Source organism: Streptomyces sp. NPDC086080, from assembly GCF_044540255.1.
Lineage (GTDB): Bacteria > Actinomycetota > Actinomycetes > Streptomycetales > Streptomycetaceae > Streptomyces.
Genome location: NZ_JBITRU010000066.1, coordinates 1 through 20,086, shown reverse-complemented (window position 1 = coordinate 20,086; position 20,086 = coordinate 1). Strand labels below are relative to the sequence as shown.

Here is a 20,086-nt window from a genome sequence, read left to right as displayed (position 1 = left end):
GATCATCAGGAGTCGCGCTCGTCTGGCAAACCGGCCCAGCCCACCGACACATCACCGGGCAAACCACATCAACCCGGAACTACGCCGGGGCCGTGTCGTGCCGGCGGGTTCGTCTTTTAACCAACTGGAGATTGGGGTTCAGGCAATCCAGCTTTCGCCGTATCGCGCGGGCCTCGCGGTGCACCGTCCCTGATACCTGGACCCGGCCACCGCTTTCCTGACATGCTACGGTCTCCTTTGCCTTTCGACTCCGGGTAAGTCATTCAGCCCAGGAATATTCTCCGAATTCCTCCCGGCTCAGCCGGGAATACATCAAGGCGCTTCCATGGCGCACTCCGCCCAGACGGTCTTGCCGCTCGGCAGATACGGCTTCGTCCCCCAGCGGTCGGCGAGCGCGTCCACGAGGAGCAGGCCGCGACCCGACTCGGCCTCCTCCTCCGGTACGGCCGCGGGCCACGGCTGCCGGTCGCCGCGCGTGTCGCTCACCTCGATCCGGAGCGTGCGGGTGGCCGTGTCGAGGTCCAGGGCCAAGCGGAAGTCCCGGCCCTGGACCCGGCCGTGCAGCGCCGCGTTGGCAGCCAGCTCGGCCACGATGTGTTCCGCGCGCTCGGCTACGGACGGTGAGATCTCCCAATCGCTGAACTCCGCCGCTGCCAGCAGGCGTGCGAGCCGCGCGCCTCGGCGTGTGGACGACAGCTGCTGGGCGAACGACCTGGATGCGGTGGGGATATGGGGCGTGCTCACGTTCATGAGGCCAGCGTGACGGCGGGCGGGGAGCTTACGCCAGGAGCAAGCATCGTACGTCGCGTCAGCGTACGAACACTCACTGTGAGCGGTACGGAGGAAAGACGACCACGGCCGCGCTTTCGGTCGGGCTGGGTACGGCGATCCCTTCGTCCGTCAGCCGGCACCGGTCCAGGGTCGTCCACTCGATGGTGTGGTCCGTGCTCTGCGTCCCGACATACACCACGCGGTTCCCGCCTTCGGTACGGCAGATGAAGCGGACGGCGTGCCCTGCGGCTTGCGCCTCACCGTGCCCGAGGCCACTGTGAGGTCCGTAGGCCCACTGGACGTTCGGATGCGTGCCGGAGAGTTCTGCGCGGGCCGCCTCCCAGGCGGCGACGGGTAGGTGGGACAGCTGCACGCGGATGAGACGCAGCCCCGCTCCGAACCGTGCTTCGACTGCGCCACCGGGGCCCGAACCGAGGTCGGGGTACGTGATGTCCGTACCCCGTTGTCCCTCCCGTACCAGCCACTGTCCGAGGGCCTGACCGATGTAGAGGTGGTCGGCGCTGGCCTCGTCGGTCCGCGTACGACGGCAGTGCACCGGCGGACGGTGCGCGAAGTGGCGCTTCTTGTCCGTGTACCGCTTGGCAGTCAGCTGCTTGCCGCAACCGCCGAGCAGGTGCCGCAGTAGAAGTCCTCACGCGTACGCGTCCGCATGAAGACATCGAAGTCGTCGTGGTCGTACGGCAGGAACACGGGCCGGTCCGACTCGGCCCCGTCGAGCACCGCGGTCTGGACCTTGCGAGTGTCGTCGGCGGCGTAGGGCATGAGGGATCTGCTCCGTGATTGGTCGAGTGCCGTGTGTCCTTCGCCGGGGTCTGGGCGGTCGGGCGGGTTACTCGGCCGCCGGCTCGACGTAGGTGTTGTCGAATACGCCGTTCGCTGCTCGCGAGCCCAGATGTCGGCGACCTTGGCTGCGGGAAGACCGGCTTCCAGCCCAAACCGGCCAGGACCTCGGTGAAGAAGGGCGGCGGGCCGGATGCATCACCGGTGAGTACGACCAGAGAGGAGAGGACCGGCTTGCCGCCGGCGCGAGGGTGATCCACCTCGATGAGCAGACGGACGCGGTCCACCGGGGTGATGTCACTCGGCGCGACGTCCGTTGTGCCGACGAGCGTCTCCCAGTCGATGAGGCCGTGGGACAGCGCCACTGCTCCCAGCTCCTTGCGGAAGCGTTCGATCAGCGCGGCCCGCACGTGGATGTCCGTCATGGAGGCGGAAGACGCCGGAGGTTCCGGAGTGGGCCGCAGGTCCGGTTAGCGGGGATCGCTTCGAACGGGGAGCAGAGTGAAGCCGACGGCTTCGATCTGCCAGCTCGGTTCGGCGGCGGCGTCGGATGCGGTCAGGGGGATGAGATGCGCGGTGGTCTCGATGACGTTGAGCCGGTGCGGGGAAGGGGGAACGGCTTGGAGGGGCAGCGTAATCCGCATACGGGTCATCGCCGGCCCCGATGGCTGGACGTCCGCGTGGTAGAGACGACGTCCTGTGCTGTTCTGTTCCTCGGCGGGTATCGCCGCAGTGAATGCGAGCCGGCCGGGAACGATGGGGAAGGCGAGCTGGGCCGTCATGTCCGCGCCCGCATCCGCCGTGATGTTCGTGGGCGGTTCACGTGTCACGTGCGGTGTGATGATCCCGTCGTCCGTCAGGTGACATTCGTCCAGCGTGGTCAGTTCGACCGTGTGGTCAGGGTACTGGGTACCGACGTAGACCTTGCGTGTCCCGCCCTCGGTACGGCAGGCGAAGCGGAGGGCACGTCCCTCCGTCTTCACTTCATTGTGTGCGATCCCGCTGTTCGGCCCGTAGGTCGGATGCTCAAGGAGATCAATCGCGCCTGAGAACCCATCTTTGAACCCGAAGATCGAGTGTCGACATGATGCCCGGCTGCTCTCGGATGGGTGAGGCTGTCTGACTGATGACCGGACATCGCAGGTCGGACTGCTGCCACTGTCCCGGACAAGCCCCGGACGACTCCAGGCATTGCCTTGAACAGCTCGTCTGCCGAGACTTGCCACACCTTCGACCGAAAGAGAGACAGATGCGTATTCGTCCCGCTCTCGCCGCCGCGGCCCTCACAGCAGCATTCACTGTTGGCGTTGCCGGCATGCCCGCACAAGCGGCCGATGCCGATGCCGACAAGGGCAGCCGAACAGCCTCCGTCTTAGCGCCCACCGGTACTGCCGCCTCCTGGCCCGCCACCGCGGTCGGCGCCTCTGCACCATCTGAGGTCGAGACCTCCGCAGCGCGAGAGGACAACAAGGCCCGCCCGGTCTTCTTCATCAAGGGCTACACCCCCGGCGACACCTGCGGAGCCAAGTGGAACTCCGCCGCCAAACTGTTCAAAAGGTCCAAGTGGGAGGGGACGCTGCACCGCGTCGGCTTCTACGAGGAGGACGATCCTGGTTGCGACGTGCGGATTGACCCTCAGGGCAAGGGCACCGTCGACACCTCCCTGAAGGTCCTCGGACGCGGCCTCGCGTGGGAGATCTACAATAGGTACTCCGCCCAGGGGCAGACCGTCGACGTTGTCGCACACTCCATGGGCGGGCTGATCGTCCGTGCGGCGCTGGCGGGATACGAGAAGGGTGACCCGGACTGGCCTCCGGTGCTCCTGGTCGAGGACGTCGTGAACCTGGGCACCCCTCAAAAGGCCGCACTGTTATCGGGCGCTTGCCTCTCCAACCTTCAGTGCCGTGAGATGTACTACCCGAACGGCGCCTTCCGGCGCTGGCTCGGCCCTACCCTCCCCCAGGCCCAGGGAGGAACGGACTGGACCCTCATCGGCTCGAATGCCGACGGCACGGTCAGCGCCGGCAACGCCGCCCCCACCGACGTCGGAGCGCAGCACCTGGTGCGCTACTCGGCGCGCTCGGAGCTGGGCCACAGCCAGCTGCGTACCAAGCGGGCCGGCGTCTTCCCGCTCCGCTACACCAACAACGGCGGCGCCTGGGGTTCCCTGCGGGAGGGTGCCGCTCCTCTGCGGGCCACCATGAACGCCCTGTACTGGCACAGCCGCTGGTGACCCTGCTCCGCCTGCTTCACATCGCACCAACGCAGGAACACCACGCCGTACAGATCCCCTCCAGATCTATGCCCTGCGTGCCTGACTAGGGCTCAGGGATGGGTTCTGAGGCGACGTGAAAGAGAGTGCGGCCCGGCGGCATCAGCCGCCGGGCCGCAGGCACGTCGTGCAGGTCAACCCGACGCGGTTGAGGCCGATGCGGCGGGCGTCTCCGAGGCCATCTCGGCGGCCTGAGCCTCCAGTTCCGCGATCCGCCTTGCCAGACGCCGGTTGGTCCCCTCCTTCTGGACAGCCTTTGTGCCTCCAGTCGCTCGACTCCGCTGATGGTCCGCATGCTGCCCTCAGCGGCCTCCGCCATCTGCCCGAAGGCTTCAGAGTGCGGGATGTGGCGCTCTGCCGGTCTTGTCATCGCTCGATGGTGTGACGTTGAGGCTTCGCTGCCGGTCAGGAGGAGCGCCAGCGGTTGCGGCCGTCGGAGCCGGGGCCGCAGACCATGGGGGTTCCGGCCTTGGTCACGCCGGTGGCACCGGGCGGGGAGCAGTAGGAACCGGGGTGCACGGTGCCGACGTTGCTGCTGCTGCCGCCGTCGGACGACGAGGAGTCGCCGCCGGTGGTGCTGTCGTCGCCGGCGCTGCCGTCGTCGTAGTCCGGGGCGTTGGCGGGAATCTTGTAGGTCGTGTCCTTCTTCGACGGGCACTCCTGGACGAGATCGGCGTCGGTCCACTGCCCCAGGTCGAGGTGGACCGTGGTGGTGGAGGTGACTTCGCCGTTCTCGTCGGGGCGCTGGAAGCACACCCGCCACTCGTCGCCTTCCTCGGCGGCCTCTTCGGCAGTGGGGGCGTCGATGTCGAGGTAGACGTCGTCGAGCGTGATGCTGGCGAGGTCGATGCCGGCCCGGTCCAGCGCCTCGACCGCAGTGTTGTAGGTGTCGCCGACGACGTCCGGCATCGTCGGCCACGGGAGCGGCCCGCCGTCCTTCGACGGGCAGGGCTCGCCGTCCTTCACGGCGGCGAAGGCGACGGACTGTGCGGTGGTATCGGCCTGCTGGAAACACACCGTCCATGCCGACCGCACGACGATCGTCCGGTCTTCTGCGGACGCGTCGTGACGGCCGGGGGTGAAGCCGGCCGCACGGGCGCCTTTCTCCGCCTCGTCGAGGGCCTTGCCCGTGTAGTCGGTGAGCTCGGGGGCCTTCGAGATGGTGGGGGACGGAGCGGCTTCGGTGCCCTTGTCGTCCGTGTCCTGTGCACTGACTTCGGACGTGTCCGGCCCACTGTCGTCGAGCTGCCCGCTCATGCCCGCGCTGATCAGCATCAGGAAGAAGGCACCGAACGTGGCGCCGAGTCTGGCGTACCAGCGCCATGCGGGCAGGACCCATACGGCCACCATGGCGGCGATCATCACGAGGAAGCCGAGCGGCAGGCTCACCGCGCTGAGCAGGGTCACGAGGGCCAGGAGACCGAGCAGGGCGGGGGTGGTACGCCACCAGGGCCGGGGTGAGGGTGGAGGGGTGTCGTACGGGTTCACGGGCGCTCTCTCGTTCTCCGGTGTCCGGTGTTCGGTGTGGGGACCAGGTCGGGCCCTGACTCGTGCCGGGGGCAAGATGTTCAACAGCCCTGGCCGTGCTGTTGTTACGCGAGTGGTTGACGGACGTGGACCCCGGAGGCCGCGATGCGGGTGCGTTCGGCGTGACAGCGGCTGTCAGTTGGCCAGTTCTGGTCTTTCGGACGTGCTGTCGGACGCGGTGGTGACTCCTCGTCTGGACGGTGGGCGGCCACCCCGTGAGTGGCGCGTGTGTACGGGCTCAACTTCCATTCGGAGCCGACGCGTTCACCGGGGCAGGGTCGGGCGCCGGCCTGGGTGCTGCTACCCATGCCGGGATGGCTATGTGCACGTAGAGAGTATGAGTAATGCGCGTTAGCGTTGTCAACGCACTCTGCCGTGCGGGCGCGACCCGTACGCTTCGTCAGCGTACGAGCACGTTGGGTGGACAGCTTGGATCCGTGCCGGTCACGCTGGACGCCGGTGATCGCGGGGACATGGCCCGCACGCGCCTGAAGCGGCTCCGAACGTCGAGGGCCCAGGTGCGCGGCTGTGTTCGGTGCGGTCGCCGTAGTGGCGAAGCGACGGACAGGAAGGGGTTCTTGATGACGATGCAGACGGCGAGGCCGTGGGGCCTGACCCGGATGAGGCCGTTTCCCGCAGCGGCTGTGCTGACCGCGGCGACGGTCGTGCTCGATGCGGACCGCCAGGTCGGGCGGTGGATCGGACCCGACGGCCTGGACGTTCCGGAACTGGACCGGCACAAGCGCAGCGAGACCTGCAAGGAGACGAAGACGAGGACCTCCATGGACGGCACCACGGACGAGGGAAGCGACCAGCAGGGAGACGGCGATTGAGCGGGGTGTCGCCGGTTCTCGTCGTCACGCGGCTGGACGACGCGACGGCGGACGTCGTGATCGGGGAACTGGGCCGGCGTTCGGTACCGGTCGTCCGGCTCGACCCGGGCGACTTCCCGGAGACGGTCCGGGTGGCGGCGCGCGCGGACGGTGCGCGGCTCATGGGTGAGGTGTGCACGGAAACCAGGGACCTGGCGTTGGACACGATCCGGTCCGTGTACTGGCGCCGCCCACGCCCCTGTTCCGCCCCCGAAGGGCTGGACGGACCGGACGCCGACTGGTGCGCACAGCAGGCACGCCACGGCCTCGGCGGGATCCTGGCGGCCCTGCCGGGAGCGCACTACGTCAACCACCCGTGGCGCAACAGGGCCGCCGAGTACAAGCCGGCCCAGCTCACGACCGCGGCGCGGTGCGGGCTGCGCGTGCCGCCGACGCTCCTCACCAACGACGAGGAGCGGGCCCGGCGGTTCCTCCGCGACCACGGCCCGGCCGTCTACAAGCCGCTGTACAACGGCGAGTACACCGATCGGGACGGCCGGGGCCTGACGGTGTGGGTCGAGGAGGTCGACGCGATCGAACTCGACGCCGGGGTCGGCCACACGATGCACCTGTTCCAGAGCCGTGTGGACAAGATCGCGGACATCCGGCTCACCGCGGTGGGGGACCGGCTGTTCGCCGTACGGATCGATGGGGCGCCCGGGCTGGACTGGCGCCGCTCCTACGACGACCTCGCCTACAGCCTCGTCGACCCGCCGCCCGACGTGACGAAGGGCGTGCGCGACTACCTCGCCGCGTTCGGCCTGACCTACGGCGCCTTCGACTTCGGGCTCGACGCCGCCGGACGGTGGCACTGGTACGAGTGCAATCCGAACGGGCAGTTCGCGTGGTTCCCCGACGCCGTCACCGACCGGATCACCGCCGCCCTCGCCGACCGACTTCAGCACCCCGACCGGGACAGCCGATGACCAGCACCGCACTCCTCCGCAAGGACCTTGCCCGCGAACTTGCCGCACGGGGCCGGCTCACCGATCCGGCGTGGCGCGCCGCCGTAGAGGCCGTGCCCCGGGAACTGTTCCTGGGCGACGCCGTGTTCCGCCCCCGCGGAACCCGATGGGAGCCCGTATGCCGCGAGCAGCTCGACGAGGACGAGTGGCTCCGGATGGTCCACTCGGACACCACCTGGGTGACACAGGTCGACGGCATCGGCGCCCGGGAAGCCGCGGCCCCCGTGGCGGGACGGCCGACCTCCTCCGGCACGCTTCCGTCGCTCGTCGTGCGGATGCTCGAACTCGCCGGCGTCCGCGACGGCCACAGGGTCCTGGAGATCGGCACGGGCACGGGCTACTCCACCGCCGTGCTCTGCCACCGGCTCGGGGACGAGAGCGTGTACTCCGTCGAGTACGACGAGACGGTGGCGGCCACTGCCGCACGGCACCTCCGGGCCGTCGGCTGCTCCCCGCACCTGGTCGTCGGCGACGGCCTGCTCGGTCACCGGGACGGCGCCGACTACGACATGGTGATCGCGACGTGCGCCGTGCGCACCGTCCCCCCGGCGTGGCTGCGGCAGCTCCGCGACGGGGGCGGCATCACCACGACGATCAGCGGCTGGATGCTCGGCTCGGGCCTGATCCGGCTCACCCTCGACGAGGAAGGCGTCGCACACGGTCGTTTCGCCGCCGACCCGGTGTCGTACATGCTCGCCCGGCCGCACGAACGGCCGCCTCGCCCCACCTTCTACCCGCACCCGGGCAGCACGCGGGAAGCGCGGCTGAGCCCGGATCTGCTGGACGACTGGACCGGGCTCTTCGTCGCACAACTCGGCGCTCCGTCAGCCGAACTGGTTCGTACAGGGGACGGCCTCGCCCTCGTCGACACGGCAACCGGATCGCAGGCATGGACCGAGCGGGACGGCAACGGCTGGACGGTGCACCAGGACGGGCCCCTGCGCCTGTGGGACCAGGTCGAGGACGCGCTCGACGCCTGGCAGAAAGCGGGGTCGCCCGACCAGTCCGCGTTCGGTATGACGGTCACCGAATGGAATCAGGTCGTCTGGCTGGGCGACCCGGAAGGGCCTTGCTGGCGACTGCCAGCCTGAGTGTCTTGCTCTTGCCCGGACGGTCTGCGGATGCCCAGCCTTGCGTTCATGGCGCGGGAACCCTTCAGTGCCTGCCGGGGGTCGGCGCCGCCGAGGGACGGTCGAATGACATGCGGTCTCGCGTGAGCGTCTATGCGGGGTACGTCCCGTACGGTGCGGCACCGTACAAGGCTGATGGGTGGGTTGTACGAGTGTCCTTTTGGCTGCTCCCGGCGTTTTCCATCAGAGGGACCCGGTGTGCGCGAACCTGGAGGTGGGCCTCGGATGACGACCGACCATGTGGAGCCGGCGGTGCCGGGCGGGGAGTGCGAGCGGGAGCCGGATCCGTCGGACAGTCTGCGGACGTTCGGGGCGGTCGTGCAGGCGCTGCGGGAGCATGCGGGGCTGAGTCGGGTGCAGTTCGGGGAGCTGGTGCGGTTCTCCAAGCACACGGTGGAGTCCGTGGAGTTGGGGCGGCGGATGCCGGATGCGTCCTTCGTGGAGCGGGCGGAGGAGGCGCTGGGGAACACGGGGGCGCTGCGGCACTCGGCGCGGTTTCTGACGCGGGGGGAGGCGGGGCTGGCGGCTTGGTTCCGGCGGTGGGCGAGGCTGGAGCGCACCGCGGTGAGCCTCGGTACCTATGAGTGCCGGTTGGTGCCGGGGCTGTTGCAGTCGGAGGGGTATGCGCGGGCGGCCTTCGAGACCCGCATTCCGCCTCTCTCCGACGAACAGATGGAGGCGCAGGTGGCAGCTCGGATGGAACGGCAGGGCCTCATCCGGGAACTGCCCAACACCAGCTTCAGCTTCGTGATGGAGGAGTGCATCGTGCAGCGCCCTCTGGGGGGTGAGCATGTGCTGCGCGGCCAGTTGGACCACATCCTGGATCTCGCCAGGCTCCGCAACGTATCCGTGCAGGTCATGCCTACCCGCACTGTGTCCCATGCGGGTCTGGACGGCCCTCTGGCGTTGCTGGAGACCCCGGACGGGAGGTCCTTGGCGTACTCCGAAGGACAGGAGAGCGGCCGACTGATCGCTGATCCGAAACAGGCTGCCGTCCTTCACCGGAGGTATGCGACACTCCGCGCACAGGCCCTCACCCCTCACGACTCCGTGGGCCTGCTGGAGCGGATCAGAGGAGAGCTATGAGCGGCACGCAACTGACCTGGTTCAAGTCCAGTTACAGCGGCACGGCTGGTGACAACTGCGTTGAGGTTGCCGTCACCGAACAGGCCATCCACGTACGGGACTCCAAGGATGTGATGCGTCAGCCATTCACCGTGAGCCGGAACGGCTGGTCGCAGTTCGTCGCTTTCCTCGGGGACGACTGATATGCCCAGGACCACGCAGCTGCGTACGTACACCGTTCGTGAAGGGCTGCTCGACGAATGGGTGGAGCGGTGGCGCAACGACATCGTGCCACTGCGGCTGAAGCTGGGCTTCGAGATCGGCGGGGCCTGGGTGGACCGGGAGCGCAACCAGTTCGTCTGGCTGATCTCCTACGAGGGCACGGAGACCTTCGCGGAGCGCAACGCGCTGTACTGGGCGTCGCCCGAGCGCGAGGCGATGGGCCTCGACCCGGACGACTACCTCCTGCACACCGACGACCGCACGGTCGAGCAGCGTTACTGATTCAGGCGGGGTCCGGCGGCAGCAGGTGCTGCCGCCGTTCCTCCGCGTCCAGCGTGCGGAACACCCGCCCGCGCGCCCGCGCCTCCAGCTGGTCGTGATCCGGGTCCGCCGGCCACACCCGCGCGGTGCCGTCGGCGGACGCGGTGAGCAGCCGCGTACCGTCCCCGGACCATGCCACCGACAGCACCTTGTCCCGGTGGACGCCGACGACGGCGAGCTCCTCGAACGTGGCGGCGGACCAGAGCCGCACCGTCCGGTCGTCCGAACCGGTCGCGACGCGGCGGCCGTCCGGCGACCAGGCGACGGCCCGGACCCGCCCCTCGTGGCCCTTCAGCACGTCGATACGCCGGCCAGTCACCGCGTCCCACACGGCGGCCGTCCAGTCACCGGAGGCCGTGGCCACCCGCTCCTCGTCCGGGGACCAGGCCGCGTCCTCCACGTAGTTGCCGTGTCCGCGCAGCACGGTCAGCTGGGTGCCGTCGGCGGTGTCCCACAGGCGGCAGGTGCGGTCGTCGGAGCAACTGGCCAGTCTCCGCCCGCTCGGCGACCACGCCACGCGTCCCACCCAGTCCTGGTGCCCGGTCAGTTTCCGCAGCTCGGCGCCGTCGACGGCGGACACGAGGCGTACGGTGCCGTCGTGGCCGCCGGTCGCGATTCGCCGGGCGTCCGGGGACCACGAGCAGCCCTCGACGGGCTCACCGCGCAGGTCGAACACCGTGCTGCCGGAGCCGTCCACCACACGCACCAGTCCGTCCGCGGTGCTGAGGGCCAGACGGTCGCCGTGAGGCGCCCACGCCACACTCCACACCCGCTCGCCCGGCACCGTCACCGGCCCGGCGGGTGCGCCGGAGTCCGCGCTCCAGATCCGTGCCGTCCCGTCGTCCGAGGCGGTGGCGAGGCGGGTTCCGTCACCGGACCACACCGCCTGGTTCACCGGCCCGTCGTGCCCCTGGACCAGAACGGACTCGGCTCCCCGCGGCCGGAGGTCCCACACCCGGCCGCTGCCGTCCGTCGACGCGGTGGCGAGCTGGGTGCCCGACGGCGACCATGCGACGGCCCACACCGTGTCGGTGTGGCCGCGCAGCACCGCGACCTCCTTCGCGTCCTCGGTGCTGACGACGCGCACCGTCCGGTCGGACGACGGGGAGGTGAGCAGCCGGCCGTCCGGTGAGAATGCCGGGTTCCACACGTAGTCCGCGTGACCGCGCAGCAGCAGCCGCAGCGCGCCCGTGCGGGCGTCCCAGATCCGAGTGGTGTGATCGCCGGACCCGGTGGCCAGCGACTCTCCGTCCGGCGACCACGCGACGCCCTCGACGAACTCGGTGTGCCCGGTCAGGGTCGTCACGGCCGCTCCCGTCGCCGCGTCCCAGACGATCACCGTCCGGTCGTGCGACGCGGTGGCCAGACGCGAACCGTCAGGCGCCCAGGCCACGCCCCAGACGTCACCCGTGTGGCCGCGCAGTTCGTGCACGAGCCGACCGCTGTCGGCCTCCCACACCCGGGCCACCTGGTCCTTGAACGTGGCGGCGATCCGCGCCCCGTCCGGCGACCACGCCACCTGCCGACCGATGTCCCCGGCGCCGGCGAGCTGCCGGACCGGTTCACCGGACACGGCGTCCCAGACGCGTACGACCTGGTCGCGCCCGGCCGTGGCCAGCCGTGTCGCGTCGGGGGAGAAGGACACCGACTCGACCATGGCGCCGTCACACGGCAGCACCCGCAGCGAACGCCCCGACTCCGCGTCGTACACGCGGGCCGTCCCGTCCCTGGACGCGGTCGCCAGCAGTCGTCCGTCGGCGGACCAGGCGACATCCCGGACCGTGTCCGTGTGACCGTCCAGCCGGGTCCGCAGATGACTCGCGGCGAGCGCCGTCATCAGTCCCCGCCGCGCGGCCGGGGTCGGCGCGCACTCGCCGAGCGCGGCCAGGGAGAGCAGCAGCGCCCGCTCCGGTTCGGTCTCCGCACTGGCGAGCACCTGCCGGCCGATGCTCTCCGAGACACGGTTGAGGAAGGCCAGGTCCCGGCGCTGCGAGGCGTCGACGAGCGCACGGGCGGGAGCCGACGCCTGCCCGGCCTCCTCCAACGCGGCCAGCCACCGCTGGGCGACGGTGAGGCGCTCACCGGTGAGGAGGTAGTCCACACTGCGCCCGGACCGTTCCCAGTCGGCGGCCCACCGCTCCAACTCGGCCCGCTCCCGCAGCCGCTCCGCCCGCGCCTCCGCCTCCTGGCGCAGGGGTGCCCACTGCCGGAACAGCGCCTCGTGCGTCACCTCCGCGCACGCGTCCCGGTGTCCGTCCGCGTTCCCCGCGATTCCCTCAGCGGCGTAGGACCGGATCAGGCGCGCCTCGATGAAGGCGTCCACCACGTACCGCTCGCGGTCGGTCAGCTCGGACAGCCGCACCGGACGGCGGGCGAGGTCCCGTTCCTCGACGGTGACGAACTTCAGCAGCACCCGCAGCGCGAAGTCGATGCCGCCCGGAGTGCCGAGGGCGGCCACCGTGTTGTCCGCCTGCCGGGCCAGCGCCCCCGCCACGCCTCCGAGTTGCCGGTACGTCTCCTCGGTGACCGTGCCGCCCGGACCGCAGGCGAAGTACAGCTCCTGGAGGAGATAGGCGAGCAGGGGCAGCGCATCATCCGTACCGGTGTCGTCCACGATGGTCTCGACGAGGCCGGGCTCGAACGAGATGCCCACCAGCGCACCCGGTCGCTCCACCACCTGGGCGAGCTGCGCCCGGCTCAACGTGCCGATGGCGACCGGGTGTTGCAGGAACGGCGCGTGACCGGTCCCGAGCAGCCGTCCCAGCAGGTCCACCCGGCACGTGGCCAGGACCCGGACGGAGGACTCCTGCCGCAGACACGCGTGCAGCGCTTCCAGGAACTGGGCCTGTTCCCGCTCACCCGCGAGGGTGACCAGCTCCTCGAACTGGTCGATGACGAGCAGCACCCGCTGGAACTGCCCGGTTCGTAACCGCGACAACTCGGCCGCGAGGCTTTCCGGCCCCTGCCGCAGCCGCCGCAGCACCGCATCGGGCGTCTCCCTGCCGCCACCGACCACGGCCAGGGACGCGGCCAGCGCGTGCAGGGGGTTCGGCCCCGGTGAGAACGTCGGCACGATGGTCCACCGGCGTCGGCGCAGCCGCGGCATGACCCCGGCACGGACGAGCGACGACTTGCCGCTGCCGGACGCACCCGTCAGCATCAGGAACCGGTCGGCGGGGCGGGTCGCGGAGGCGTGCAGCCTGCGCGTCAGCTCGGCGGCCTGTGCCTCCCGGCCGAAGTAGACGGCCGCCTCGTCCTCGCCGAACGCGTCCAGCCCTGGATACGGAATCCGGTCACGGGGCCACTCCGAGGGTGCGGGCGCCGGGTTCTCCAGCCGGTACACGACGACCTGCCCGACCACCATGGCGACGACCAGCAGCCCGATGGCCGGAACGGACCACTGCTGGATCATCTCCAGCGCCCAGGGCGCGTCGTCCTTGCTGGTGGCGTAGTTGGTGACGATGCCGAGAAGGCAGGCGACCAGTGCCAGCAGAATCTGCAACACGACTTGGAGGCGCTGCCTCATACGACACCGGCCCCCTGCCGACCGGCTCGATACCTGCGCGGCACTGTCACGCCCCCGTTCCGTTCAGCAGTCAGTGCTCCTTCGTGCACCGGGGAGGGGCCCTGCCTGCGTATCGGTCGGTGCACGAGGAAGCGTGAGCATCATCTGTGTATGCAGGGGTGGTTTCAAGAACACCTGTGGTTATCAGCCATGCCCCCTCCGTCAGGGACACCTGTGCGGAGCGGGGCACGGGTGGACGCTACGGACCCTCCGCAGATCAGAAACCCGGAGTGTCGGGCGACTGCTGCTGTGGGGTCTGTGGGGAGTAGGAGATCACCTTCGGTCTCTTCTTCGCGGTGCGCTGACGGACGCGTACGGACCGGTCACGAGGCGTCTCCTCGCTCGTCTCGACCCCCAGTACGACGCTGTATCCGTCGCGGGCACGCTCCAGACTGAAGTCCCGCAACTGTTCGACGCTCGTTCCCACGGTCCCGACCAAGCCGAGCTTCACCAACTCCGCAAACTCTGAGGCGACGAGATAGCGGCCCACCCTTTCGTAGCTGAAGAGGCGCCCACCCCTCCTCCCGCGCGTGCAGTCGTCTTCCAGAAGGACGCGAGCGTAGGAGAGGGGGATGTACATGCCGCGCGCCAACTCGGAAGTAGGGACTGCTCCGTCCCGCCAGTGTGCGAACTTCAGGAAGCACGCGTCCTGTGAGAGGCGCCACTCGTGGGGATGCACAGGCTTCGAGCTGAGTTCTGCAACCCCTTCCAAACGGTCCATCTGGTCCAGGAGTTGCTTATTCACCCGGTACTCCTTGTCCCGGGAGCCCAGGCGTTTGTACTGGACGAGGACGAAGCTGTGGGTGGGATGATGGTAGTAGATCATGTCTGTGCCCAGTCGGTTCTCGACCAGAGTGGCATTGACGTTGACGACCTCGAGGCGGCGTCCGGCGGTGTCCTCCAGCACGTGGATGTCACATCGCACGTCATCGAGTCCTGGCCAGTCATCGAAGAAAAGAGGGGCCCCGCTGCCCAGGCCGGCGCGCACATCGTGGTCGATCAGGCTGTTCTCCACCGGGTCCGGGACAAGGCCCGCGAGGTACGGCGCATCCCGTGAGTCGGGGCGTCTCCAGGCAGACAGCGCGGAGTGAGGGAAGTCGGTCACCCGAGTCAGGGACTGGGCGGCATCCCGCTGTTCCTGCCATGCCCGGTCCGCTGCGTCGTCTACGTCGAAGATGACCGGGTTGAGATTGGCGAGCAGCCACTCGATGTACCGGGCCAGCTCGGGGTGGCTCCGAAGGAGGGCTTCCTGGAGCGCCTGCCAGGTTCTTACGCCGATGTGTCCTGCGCTTCCGGTGAGGGCCTGCTCCACGTGTGCTCGGTACGGCGAAGAAAGGGAGGCGAGGATTCCACCGGGGCCGTCCAAAGCCACCGGCTTCGGGCATCTGCGCATGGGTTCGATGGTGATGCTGCTGTCGACCGGCCCCACGGTGTTGAAGCGCTGCACCGATCCGATCCAGGTGATGAAGCGGCCGTGCTCGGAGAACTCCCTGCGGCTGTTATGGGAGGCATGCGTCCTGTTGTCGCACACCAGCAAAGCTAACCGGGTGCCGGTGTCGGACGTGTCGAGCCCTGTGGGCAGCCCTTTTGTGAAGCGCTCAGTGATGAGCCAGTCGCCTTCGTTCTCGGCCATTTGAAGTGAGGTGAGGGTCACTATGTACGTCACAGGCTGACCTTATCGGCGCCGCCGACGCGCGCAGGGGGTTCGGCCTCGGTGAGAACGGCGGCACAACCGTCCCCCGACGCCCACGTAACCGGGGCGTCATCTCAAGCCAGCGGCCCGTACGCGGCGTCAGCGTACGGGCACGTTCGGTGGAACGTACGAGTGTCTTCCGGCCACTCTGGGCGTTCTCAGGGCGAGGGACCTGGCGTGTGAGCACCTGGAGGTGGGCCTCGGATGACGACCGACCATGTGGAGCCGGCGGTGCCGGGCGGGGAGTGCCAGCGGGAACCGGATCCGTCGGACAGCCTCCGGACATTCGGGGCCGTCGTGCAGGCGCTGCGGGAGCACGCGGGGCTGAGCAGGGTGCAGTTCGGGGAGCTGGTCCGGTTCTCCAAGCACACGGTGGAGTCGGTGGAGTTGGGGCGGCGGATGCCGGACGCGTCTTTCGTGGAGCGGGCGGAGGAGGCGCTGGGGAACACGGGGGCGCTGCGGCACTCGGCTCGGTTCCTGACAAGGGGGGAGGCGGGGCTGGCGGCTTGGTTCCGGCAGTGGGCTCGGCTGGAGAAGGTGGCGGTGAGTCTCTGCACGTACGAGTGTCGGTTGATTCCCGGGCTGTTGCAGTCGGAGGGCTACATGCGGGCTCTTTGCGAAAACGACATCCCGCCCATGGCCGACGATGACCTGGAGGCTACGGTGCAGGCGCGCTTGGAGCGCCAACGTCTGCTCAAGGAGCGGCCCAACACGACGTTTGACTTCATCGTGGAAGAGTCCGTTTTCATGCGTCGTCTCGGTGGTGCCGAGGTGACGCGTGAGCTGATCCACTACGTGCTGGAGCTCGTCGCGCCCAGGAACGTCACGCTTCAGGTCATGCCAGCGGACAGCGAGTATCACGCATGCATGGCTGGCCCGATTCAACTGTTGGAGACTCCGGACGCTAGTTGGCGCGCCTACGCGGAAGGACAGGAGAACGGCCGCCTGATCGCTGACCCGAAACAGGTCAGCAAGCTCCACATGCGCTATGCGAGACTGCGCTCGCAGGCCCTTACCCCGAAGGACTCCAGGGGCCTGCTGGAGCGGATGCGAGGAGCGCTATGAGGACGCCTGAACTCGACTGGTACAAGTCCAGCTACAGCAGTGCACAAGGTGACAGCTGCATCGAGGTCGCCATCACCGAGCAGACCGTCCACGTACGGGACTCCAAGGACGTGAAACGACCTCACTTCGCCGTCGGCCGTGAGGAATGGTCGTGGTTCGTTGGATTCGCGGCCGGGGTCTGACACGGCAGCTGTAGTTCGTGACGCGTGAAGTTCCTGTCATGCGATGGCCGCTGCTGTGACGTTGTTCCAGCGGTGGTGGCAGGCCGTCGCGCGATGCTGGTGTCGACGACGCCAGTTCGACCAGTGCAGGGCGTGTGCCGGATCGGCGTCCTGGCGGGGCCTTGGCAGGACGAAGGCCCGCAACAGCATGAGGAGTTCGCGCGGGCTGACGGGCACCATGGCCAACTCGCCGTCGGAGTCGGTGCATTGCCGTTCGTGGAGGGCGCCGACGGCCAGGAGTGCGTAGGCGATCATTGACATGAGGCTCCAGCGGTGCCAGGAGTTCCAGCAGGTGACCTGGCCGGTGTCGAGGTGGGCCAGGCCCTTGGCCCCCTGGAAGTCCTCCTCGACCCGCCATCTGCGGCAGACAGCGCTGACCAGCACCGATATCGGCTGAGGGTCGGGGTGCCAGGTCCGGTAGAAGGAAAGGGTGCCGGTGCGGCGGTGGCGTCGTACAGGACCTGGCTGTGCCCGGTGGCCTGTCCGGGCGGGGTGTCGTCAGCCATCACGTCGATCATCGCCCAGTCGTAGAGCCGCTCGCCCTTGGTGCCATGGCCGGTCCTCAGCCGCATCCAGGCCCGCTTCGGTACCCGTTCCAGCAGCGCGGTGACCTTCGTGTTCCCGCCGCCCGGTGTGGTGACCCGGTGGCTGGTGGACACGGCGATCGCGTAGCCGAAGTCCAGCGCGCGGATCCGGCGGCGCAGCTCGCGTCCGCCGTAGACCTCGTCGGCCGCCACCCACCCGGCACGGATGCCCGCGGCGTGCGCGCCTTCGAGCATGTCGCCGGCCAGCTGCGGCTTGGTGGCGAACCCGGTCGTATCAGGCACCCCGCTCAGTTCGCGGCGTTCGTCGTCGGCTGCCCAGTCCTCGCCGAGGTAGAGGCGGCGGTCGACCAGCGCGTGTCCGTCAGCGCTCACGTAGGAGAGGTGCACCGCGACCTGGCACAGTCCGATACCGCCCAGTGCCCCGGAGTACTGGCGGGCCGCGCCGACCGCGTCTGTGGAGGACTTCTCGTTGCCGGTCTCGTCCACGACCAGCATCACGTTCCTCGTGCCGAGTTGTTCCACCGTCCAGTCGGCCGCCGCCCGGCGGACCGCCTCCTCATCGAAGCGGGCCCTCGACAGGAAATGCTGCAGAACGTGCGGGCCGCCGTGGCCGATCGCCTCGGCCAGCGACCAGCAGTTCGCCGACTCCTTCACCATCAGCAGCCCCTCGACCATGTTCCGGCAGGTCAGCCGTGTCTCCCGACGCGGAAAGCACCCCGCGACCCGGCTCATCACCCCTTCGAAGGACCCACTCCACAGCGCGTGCGCTACCGTGGCCTGCGCGGCCACCGCTTCTTGATTCTTCGTCACACAAGATCACGATGCCGGTGGCCGTACCGCTGCCCGCAGGCACCCCACCCATCACGCTGACCAGCAACGACCCGCTACACCTCACGAACTACAGCTGCCGTGTGAGTGCCGGCGGGACTCGCCTGGTTCATGTCGAGCTACAGCTTTACCTTGGGGAAGCGGATACGTTGAGGCCGCTCCATCCTTGAGGTCAATTCTCCACCTCATCTTCGGAATCGTCCTGGCTTTGGGCCATTATCCGACCACCAACAAAAGCCACACCCAGGGCGACTGCGGCACCTCCGACCATCACAACTTTCTTGAATGCCCCGTCCAGGAAACGTTTGTTCTCGCTGTCCTTAAGAGCTTCTTCCCTTACGGCCTGTTGCATCTTCTCGAGAATTTCCCTCCGCTGATCCCAGGTCAACTCACCCCTGTCGAGCTCCCTCTTGAGGGTCTCCCTGAGGTCCTGAAAGGCCAAGTGGACGTACTCTTGACTCTCCTTGTTGGCCGAGAGGGTGGATTCATGTGATTTTTTGATCACGTCCATGACGTTCAGGGCGAAATCTTTGAACTCAGGGAACTGTTCAACGATTTTTAGCGCAACCTCGGTGTCCATGTCCGGCATCATGGCCACGAATTTGACCATCTTGTCCTTGGAGAGATTTCTCCAGGATTCGATTCCAAGCGCCTGCTTGATCTGGTCTTCGTTTTTGTACTTCATGCTGTGGTTCCGTCCGAGGTCTTCGCCGGGTGGCGGGGGCCGTGGCCCGGGGGCGGGGTGAGGGTGGAGGTGTAGGTCTCGCCGTCGACGAGGGGGTTTTCAAGGGTGAGGCCGACCCGTGCCATGCGGTCATATTCGGCGAGGACTAGGCGCTTGGTGCGGTATTCGCCGAACTTGGCGATTTCGCTGTTCTTCAGGCCGCCCGACTCCGACTGGAAAGTCTCCAGGATGTAGTTCACGTTATCGGCCGAGATGCCGTACAGATGGAAGAAATAGGCGTCCAGCTCCGCGCGCAGCTGCGCCCGGCGGGGCTCGTCCCAGCGGAACGGCTCGCCTTCGTCACCCAGGTCGTGGGCGAGAAAGGCCATGTCGTACGCCGTGTAGACGAGCTCTAGAACGCGCGGGACAAGGAAGGAAAGGTGAGATTCGAGCGCAGTAGGGGTGGGTACGGGAAGCTGCTTCCAAATAAACAGCCCCATACTGATGCCGCCGATCTTCTGGCGGCTCACGAAGTCAAAAACCAGCGAGGACTGGGTGGCGACGAGAGTGGCCACTAGTGGCGGAGAAACGCGAGGACCCATTAGGGGGAACTTGTGCCCTACGGCTGCGCGGGGCAGGAAGGCAGGGATGGCGGTACGCTCGTCAGTTGACCGGCATACGTCACGCCAGCCCAGTAGCCAACCATGCTCCCAGTTTGCTTCTCGGAGGCGCTCGATAACGCCACGTTCCTCGGTTTTCTTACCCCTCCGGACAGTGGAAATCGGACCTCGCTCCGCGATCCAGTAGCGGGGGTCGGCATAGAGGTTCGGATTCTGCTTTTCTGTGCCCTCGATTCTGCGGCGATCCTCGTTTCCTGTAGCCGTGTAGGAATTCCAGCGGTGGTCGTAGAGATGAGCCATCTTCCCCTCGTACAGTGGAAGCATTCGCTCCCCGTCTCGGGTGAAGACGTTGCCCTCCAATTGCCAGCCAGCGCCCTCCAGTTCCTCCTGTGTATGGAATAGGTCGGAGTCGTCAGTCATGTTGAATAGGTTTTTGAAACTTATCCCCCATGGATTGCCGTCGCGACGCCTTTCGTTCCACAACACCGGAATTCGGCGGTAAATCTCAACCGTCAGCTCTGCGTCTCGACGTGTACGGAAAACGGGGAGCGTGCCCGTGTTGGGGTTGATGAGAGCCAGGTCCTCGGGGCTGAGGGCGAACACCCGGTTTGCATTGTCAAGGTCGGTGATTTCGCTGAGGAAGAAGCCGAGGCGCGCGGCTGGCTCGCGCGACGCAGGACCGATGAGAGCGAGCAGGCAGAACTTGTAGCTAGAGTGCACGCTCTCGAACCACTTGCCCCCCTTGGGCAGGGCCGGACTCTTCGGGCGCCGGTTCTCAAAGTCGTACAGCGAAACCAGTGCCCCACGCTGGGTGAAGCTGGAGAACAGATGCTGCGATCCTGCACCCAACGTCGCTTCCTAAGCGGCTTTTTGTAGCTCGGTGTTGATCTCCTTCTCGGGGTCGAGGCGGTGGATGTGGATGTCGTGGGTGACGCGGCT

At 67.9% G+C, this 20,086-nt stretch carries 20 protein-coding genes; 9 read left to right on the top strand and 11 right to left on the bottom strand.

Annotated features, from left to right (window positions below; translation table 11 throughout):
* Positions 1–312: 312 nt before the first annotated feature.
* From ACIF9R_RS37170 to ACIF9R_RS37155, 4 genes are all read right to left on the bottom strand, one after another.
* Positions 313–750 carry an ATP-binding protein gene (locus ACIF9R_RS37170; protein WP_399987369.1) on the bottom strand — a complete coding sequence of 146 codons (438 nt, stop codon included), beginning with the start codon at positions 748–750 and terminating at the stop codon, positions 313–315.
* A 73-nt stretch (positions 751–823) separates the two neighbouring features.
* On the bottom strand, positions 824–1,327 hold the full coding sequence (locus tag ACIF9R_RS37165; protein ID WP_399987367.1) for a hypothetical protein: 504 nt from the start codon (positions 1,325–1,327) through the stop codon (positions 824–826).
* Positions 1,328–1,377: 50 nt separating this feature from the next.
* Positions 1,378–1,554, bottom strand: coding sequence for a hypothetical protein (locus ACIF9R_RS37160; protein WP_399987365.1), 177 nt, complete (start codon positions 1,552–1,554; stop codon positions 1,378–1,380).
* 488 nt (positions 1,555–2,042) lie between these two features.
* Positions 2,043–2,555, bottom strand: coding sequence for a hypothetical protein (locus tag ACIF9R_RS37155; protein WP_399987363.1), 513 nt, complete (start codon positions 2,553–2,555; stop codon positions 2,043–2,045).
* Positions 2,556–2,887: 332 nt separating this feature from the next.
* On the opposite strand from ACIF9R_RS37155, the gene ACIF9R_RS37150 reads away from it, so the two are divergent.
* Complete coding sequence (locus ACIF9R_RS37150; RefSeq protein ID WP_399987362.1) at positions 2,888–3,805, top strand: esterase/lipase family protein; 918 nt, start codon at positions 2,888–2,890, stop codon at positions 3,803–3,805.
* Between the two features lie 444 nt (positions 3,806–4,249).
* On the opposite strand, the gene ACIF9R_RS37145 is transcribed toward ACIF9R_RS37150, so the two are convergent.
* Complete coding sequence (locus ACIF9R_RS37145) at positions 4,250–5,332, bottom strand: PASTA domain-containing protein (protein WP_399987360.1); 1,083 nt, start codon at positions 5,330–5,332, stop codon at positions 4,250–4,252.
* 620 nt (positions 5,333–5,952) lie between these two features.
* Between ACIF9R_RS37145 and tgmA the strand changes: the two genes are divergently transcribed.
* The 6 genes from tgmA to ACIF9R_RS37115 all read left to right on the top strand — a co-directional run bounded on the left by tgmA (position 5,953) and on the right by ACIF9R_RS37115 (position 9,907).
* Positions 5,953–6,204 (top strand): putative ATP-grasp-modified RiPP, encoded by a 252-nt coding sequence (tgmA, locus tag ACIF9R_RS37140; protein WP_399987358.1) that lies wholly within the window; start codon positions 5,953–5,955, stop codon positions 6,202–6,204.
* A complete protein-coding gene (gene tgmB / locus ACIF9R_RS37135) occupies positions 6,201–7,169 on the top strand; it encodes an ATP-grasp ribosomal peptide maturase (RefSeq protein ID WP_399987356.1) in 969 nt (322 codons plus the stop codon). Before tgmA ends, tgmB begins: the two co-directional genes overlap by 4 nt.
* A complete protein-coding gene (tgmC, locus tag ACIF9R_RS37130; RefSeq protein ID WP_399987354.1) occupies positions 7,166–8,299 on the top strand; it encodes an ATP-grasp peptide maturase system methyltransferase in 1,134 nt (377 codons plus the stop codon). Before tgmB ends, tgmC begins: the two co-directional genes overlap by 4 nt.
* 264 nt (positions 8,300–8,563) lie before the next feature.
* Positions 8,564–9,424: a Scr1 family TA system antitoxin-like transcriptional regulator gene (locus ACIF9R_RS37125; RefSeq protein ID WP_399987352.1), complete on the top strand. Its 861-nt coding sequence runs from the start codon at positions 8,564–8,566 to the stop codon at positions 9,422–9,424.
* Positions 9,421–9,606 (top strand): DUF397 domain-containing protein, encoded by a 186-nt coding sequence (locus tag ACIF9R_RS37120; RefSeq protein WP_359561585.1) that lies wholly within the window; start codon positions 9,421–9,423, stop codon positions 9,604–9,606. Before ACIF9R_RS37125 ends, ACIF9R_RS37120 begins: the two co-directional genes overlap by 4 nt.
* 1 nt (position 9,607) lies before the next feature.
* On the top strand, positions 9,608–9,907 hold the full coding sequence (locus ACIF9R_RS37115; RefSeq protein ID WP_359561588.1) for an NIPSNAP family protein: 300 nt from the start codon (positions 9,608–9,610) through the stop codon (positions 9,905–9,907).
* 1 nt (position 9,908) lies between these two features.
* On the opposite strand, the gene ACIF9R_RS37110 is transcribed toward ACIF9R_RS37115, so the two are convergent.
* Together ACIF9R_RS37110 and ACIF9R_RS37105 are read right to left on the bottom strand one after the other, a co-directional pair.
* Positions 9,909–13,472, bottom strand: coding sequence for an AAA family ATPase (locus ACIF9R_RS37110; RefSeq protein ID WP_399987350.1), 3,564 nt, complete (start codon positions 13,470–13,472; stop codon positions 9,909–9,911).
* A 256-nt stretch (positions 13,473–13,728) separates the two neighbouring features.
* Positions 13,729–15,177: a hypothetical protein gene (locus tag ACIF9R_RS37105; RefSeq protein WP_399987348.1), complete on the bottom strand. Its 1,449-nt coding sequence runs from the start codon at positions 15,175–15,177 to the stop codon at positions 13,729–13,731.
* A gap of 231 nt (positions 15,178–15,408) precedes the next feature.
* Here ACIF9R_RS37105 and ACIF9R_RS37100 point away from each other — a divergent pair, with 231 nt between their 5' ends.
* Entirely contained in the window at positions 15,409–16,269 is an 861-nt protein-coding gene (locus ACIF9R_RS37100; RefSeq protein WP_399987347.1) for a helix-turn-helix domain-containing protein, read from the top strand.
* Complete coding sequence (locus tag ACIF9R_RS37095) at positions 16,266–16,451, top strand: DUF397 domain-containing protein (protein WP_386491990.1); 186 nt, start codon at positions 16,266–16,268, stop codon at positions 16,449–16,451. Before ACIF9R_RS37100 ends, ACIF9R_RS37095 begins: the two co-directional genes overlap by 4 nt.
* A 36-nt stretch (positions 16,452–16,487) precedes the next feature.
* Here ACIF9R_RS37095 and ACIF9R_RS37090 read toward each other — a convergent pair whose 3' ends face one another.
* The 4 genes from ACIF9R_RS37090 to ACIF9R_RS37075 form a co-directional block, all read right to left on the bottom strand.
* Positions 16,488–16,745: a hypothetical protein gene (locus ACIF9R_RS37090; RefSeq protein ID WP_399987344.1), complete on the bottom strand. Its 258-nt coding sequence runs from the start codon at positions 16,743–16,745 to the stop codon at positions 16,488–16,490.
* Positions 16,742–17,845: an IS701 family transposase gene (locus ACIF9R_RS37085; RefSeq protein WP_399987342.1), complete on the bottom strand. Its 1,104-nt coding sequence runs from the start codon at positions 17,843–17,845 to the stop codon at positions 16,742–16,744. The genes ACIF9R_RS37090 and ACIF9R_RS37085 overlap by 4 nt, the downstream gene beginning before the upstream one ends.
* A 190-nt stretch (positions 17,846–18,035) precedes the next feature.
* Positions 18,036–18,548: a hypothetical protein gene (locus tag ACIF9R_RS37080; RefSeq protein WP_399987340.1), complete on the bottom strand. Its 513-nt coding sequence runs from the start codon at positions 18,546–18,548 to the stop codon at positions 18,036–18,038.
* Entirely contained in the window at positions 18,545–19,996 is a 1,452-nt protein-coding gene (locus ACIF9R_RS37075) for a hypothetical protein (protein WP_399987338.1), read from the bottom strand. The genes ACIF9R_RS37080 and ACIF9R_RS37075 overlap by 4 nt, the downstream gene beginning before the upstream one ends.
* Positions 19,997–20,086: the final 90 nt, after the last annotated feature.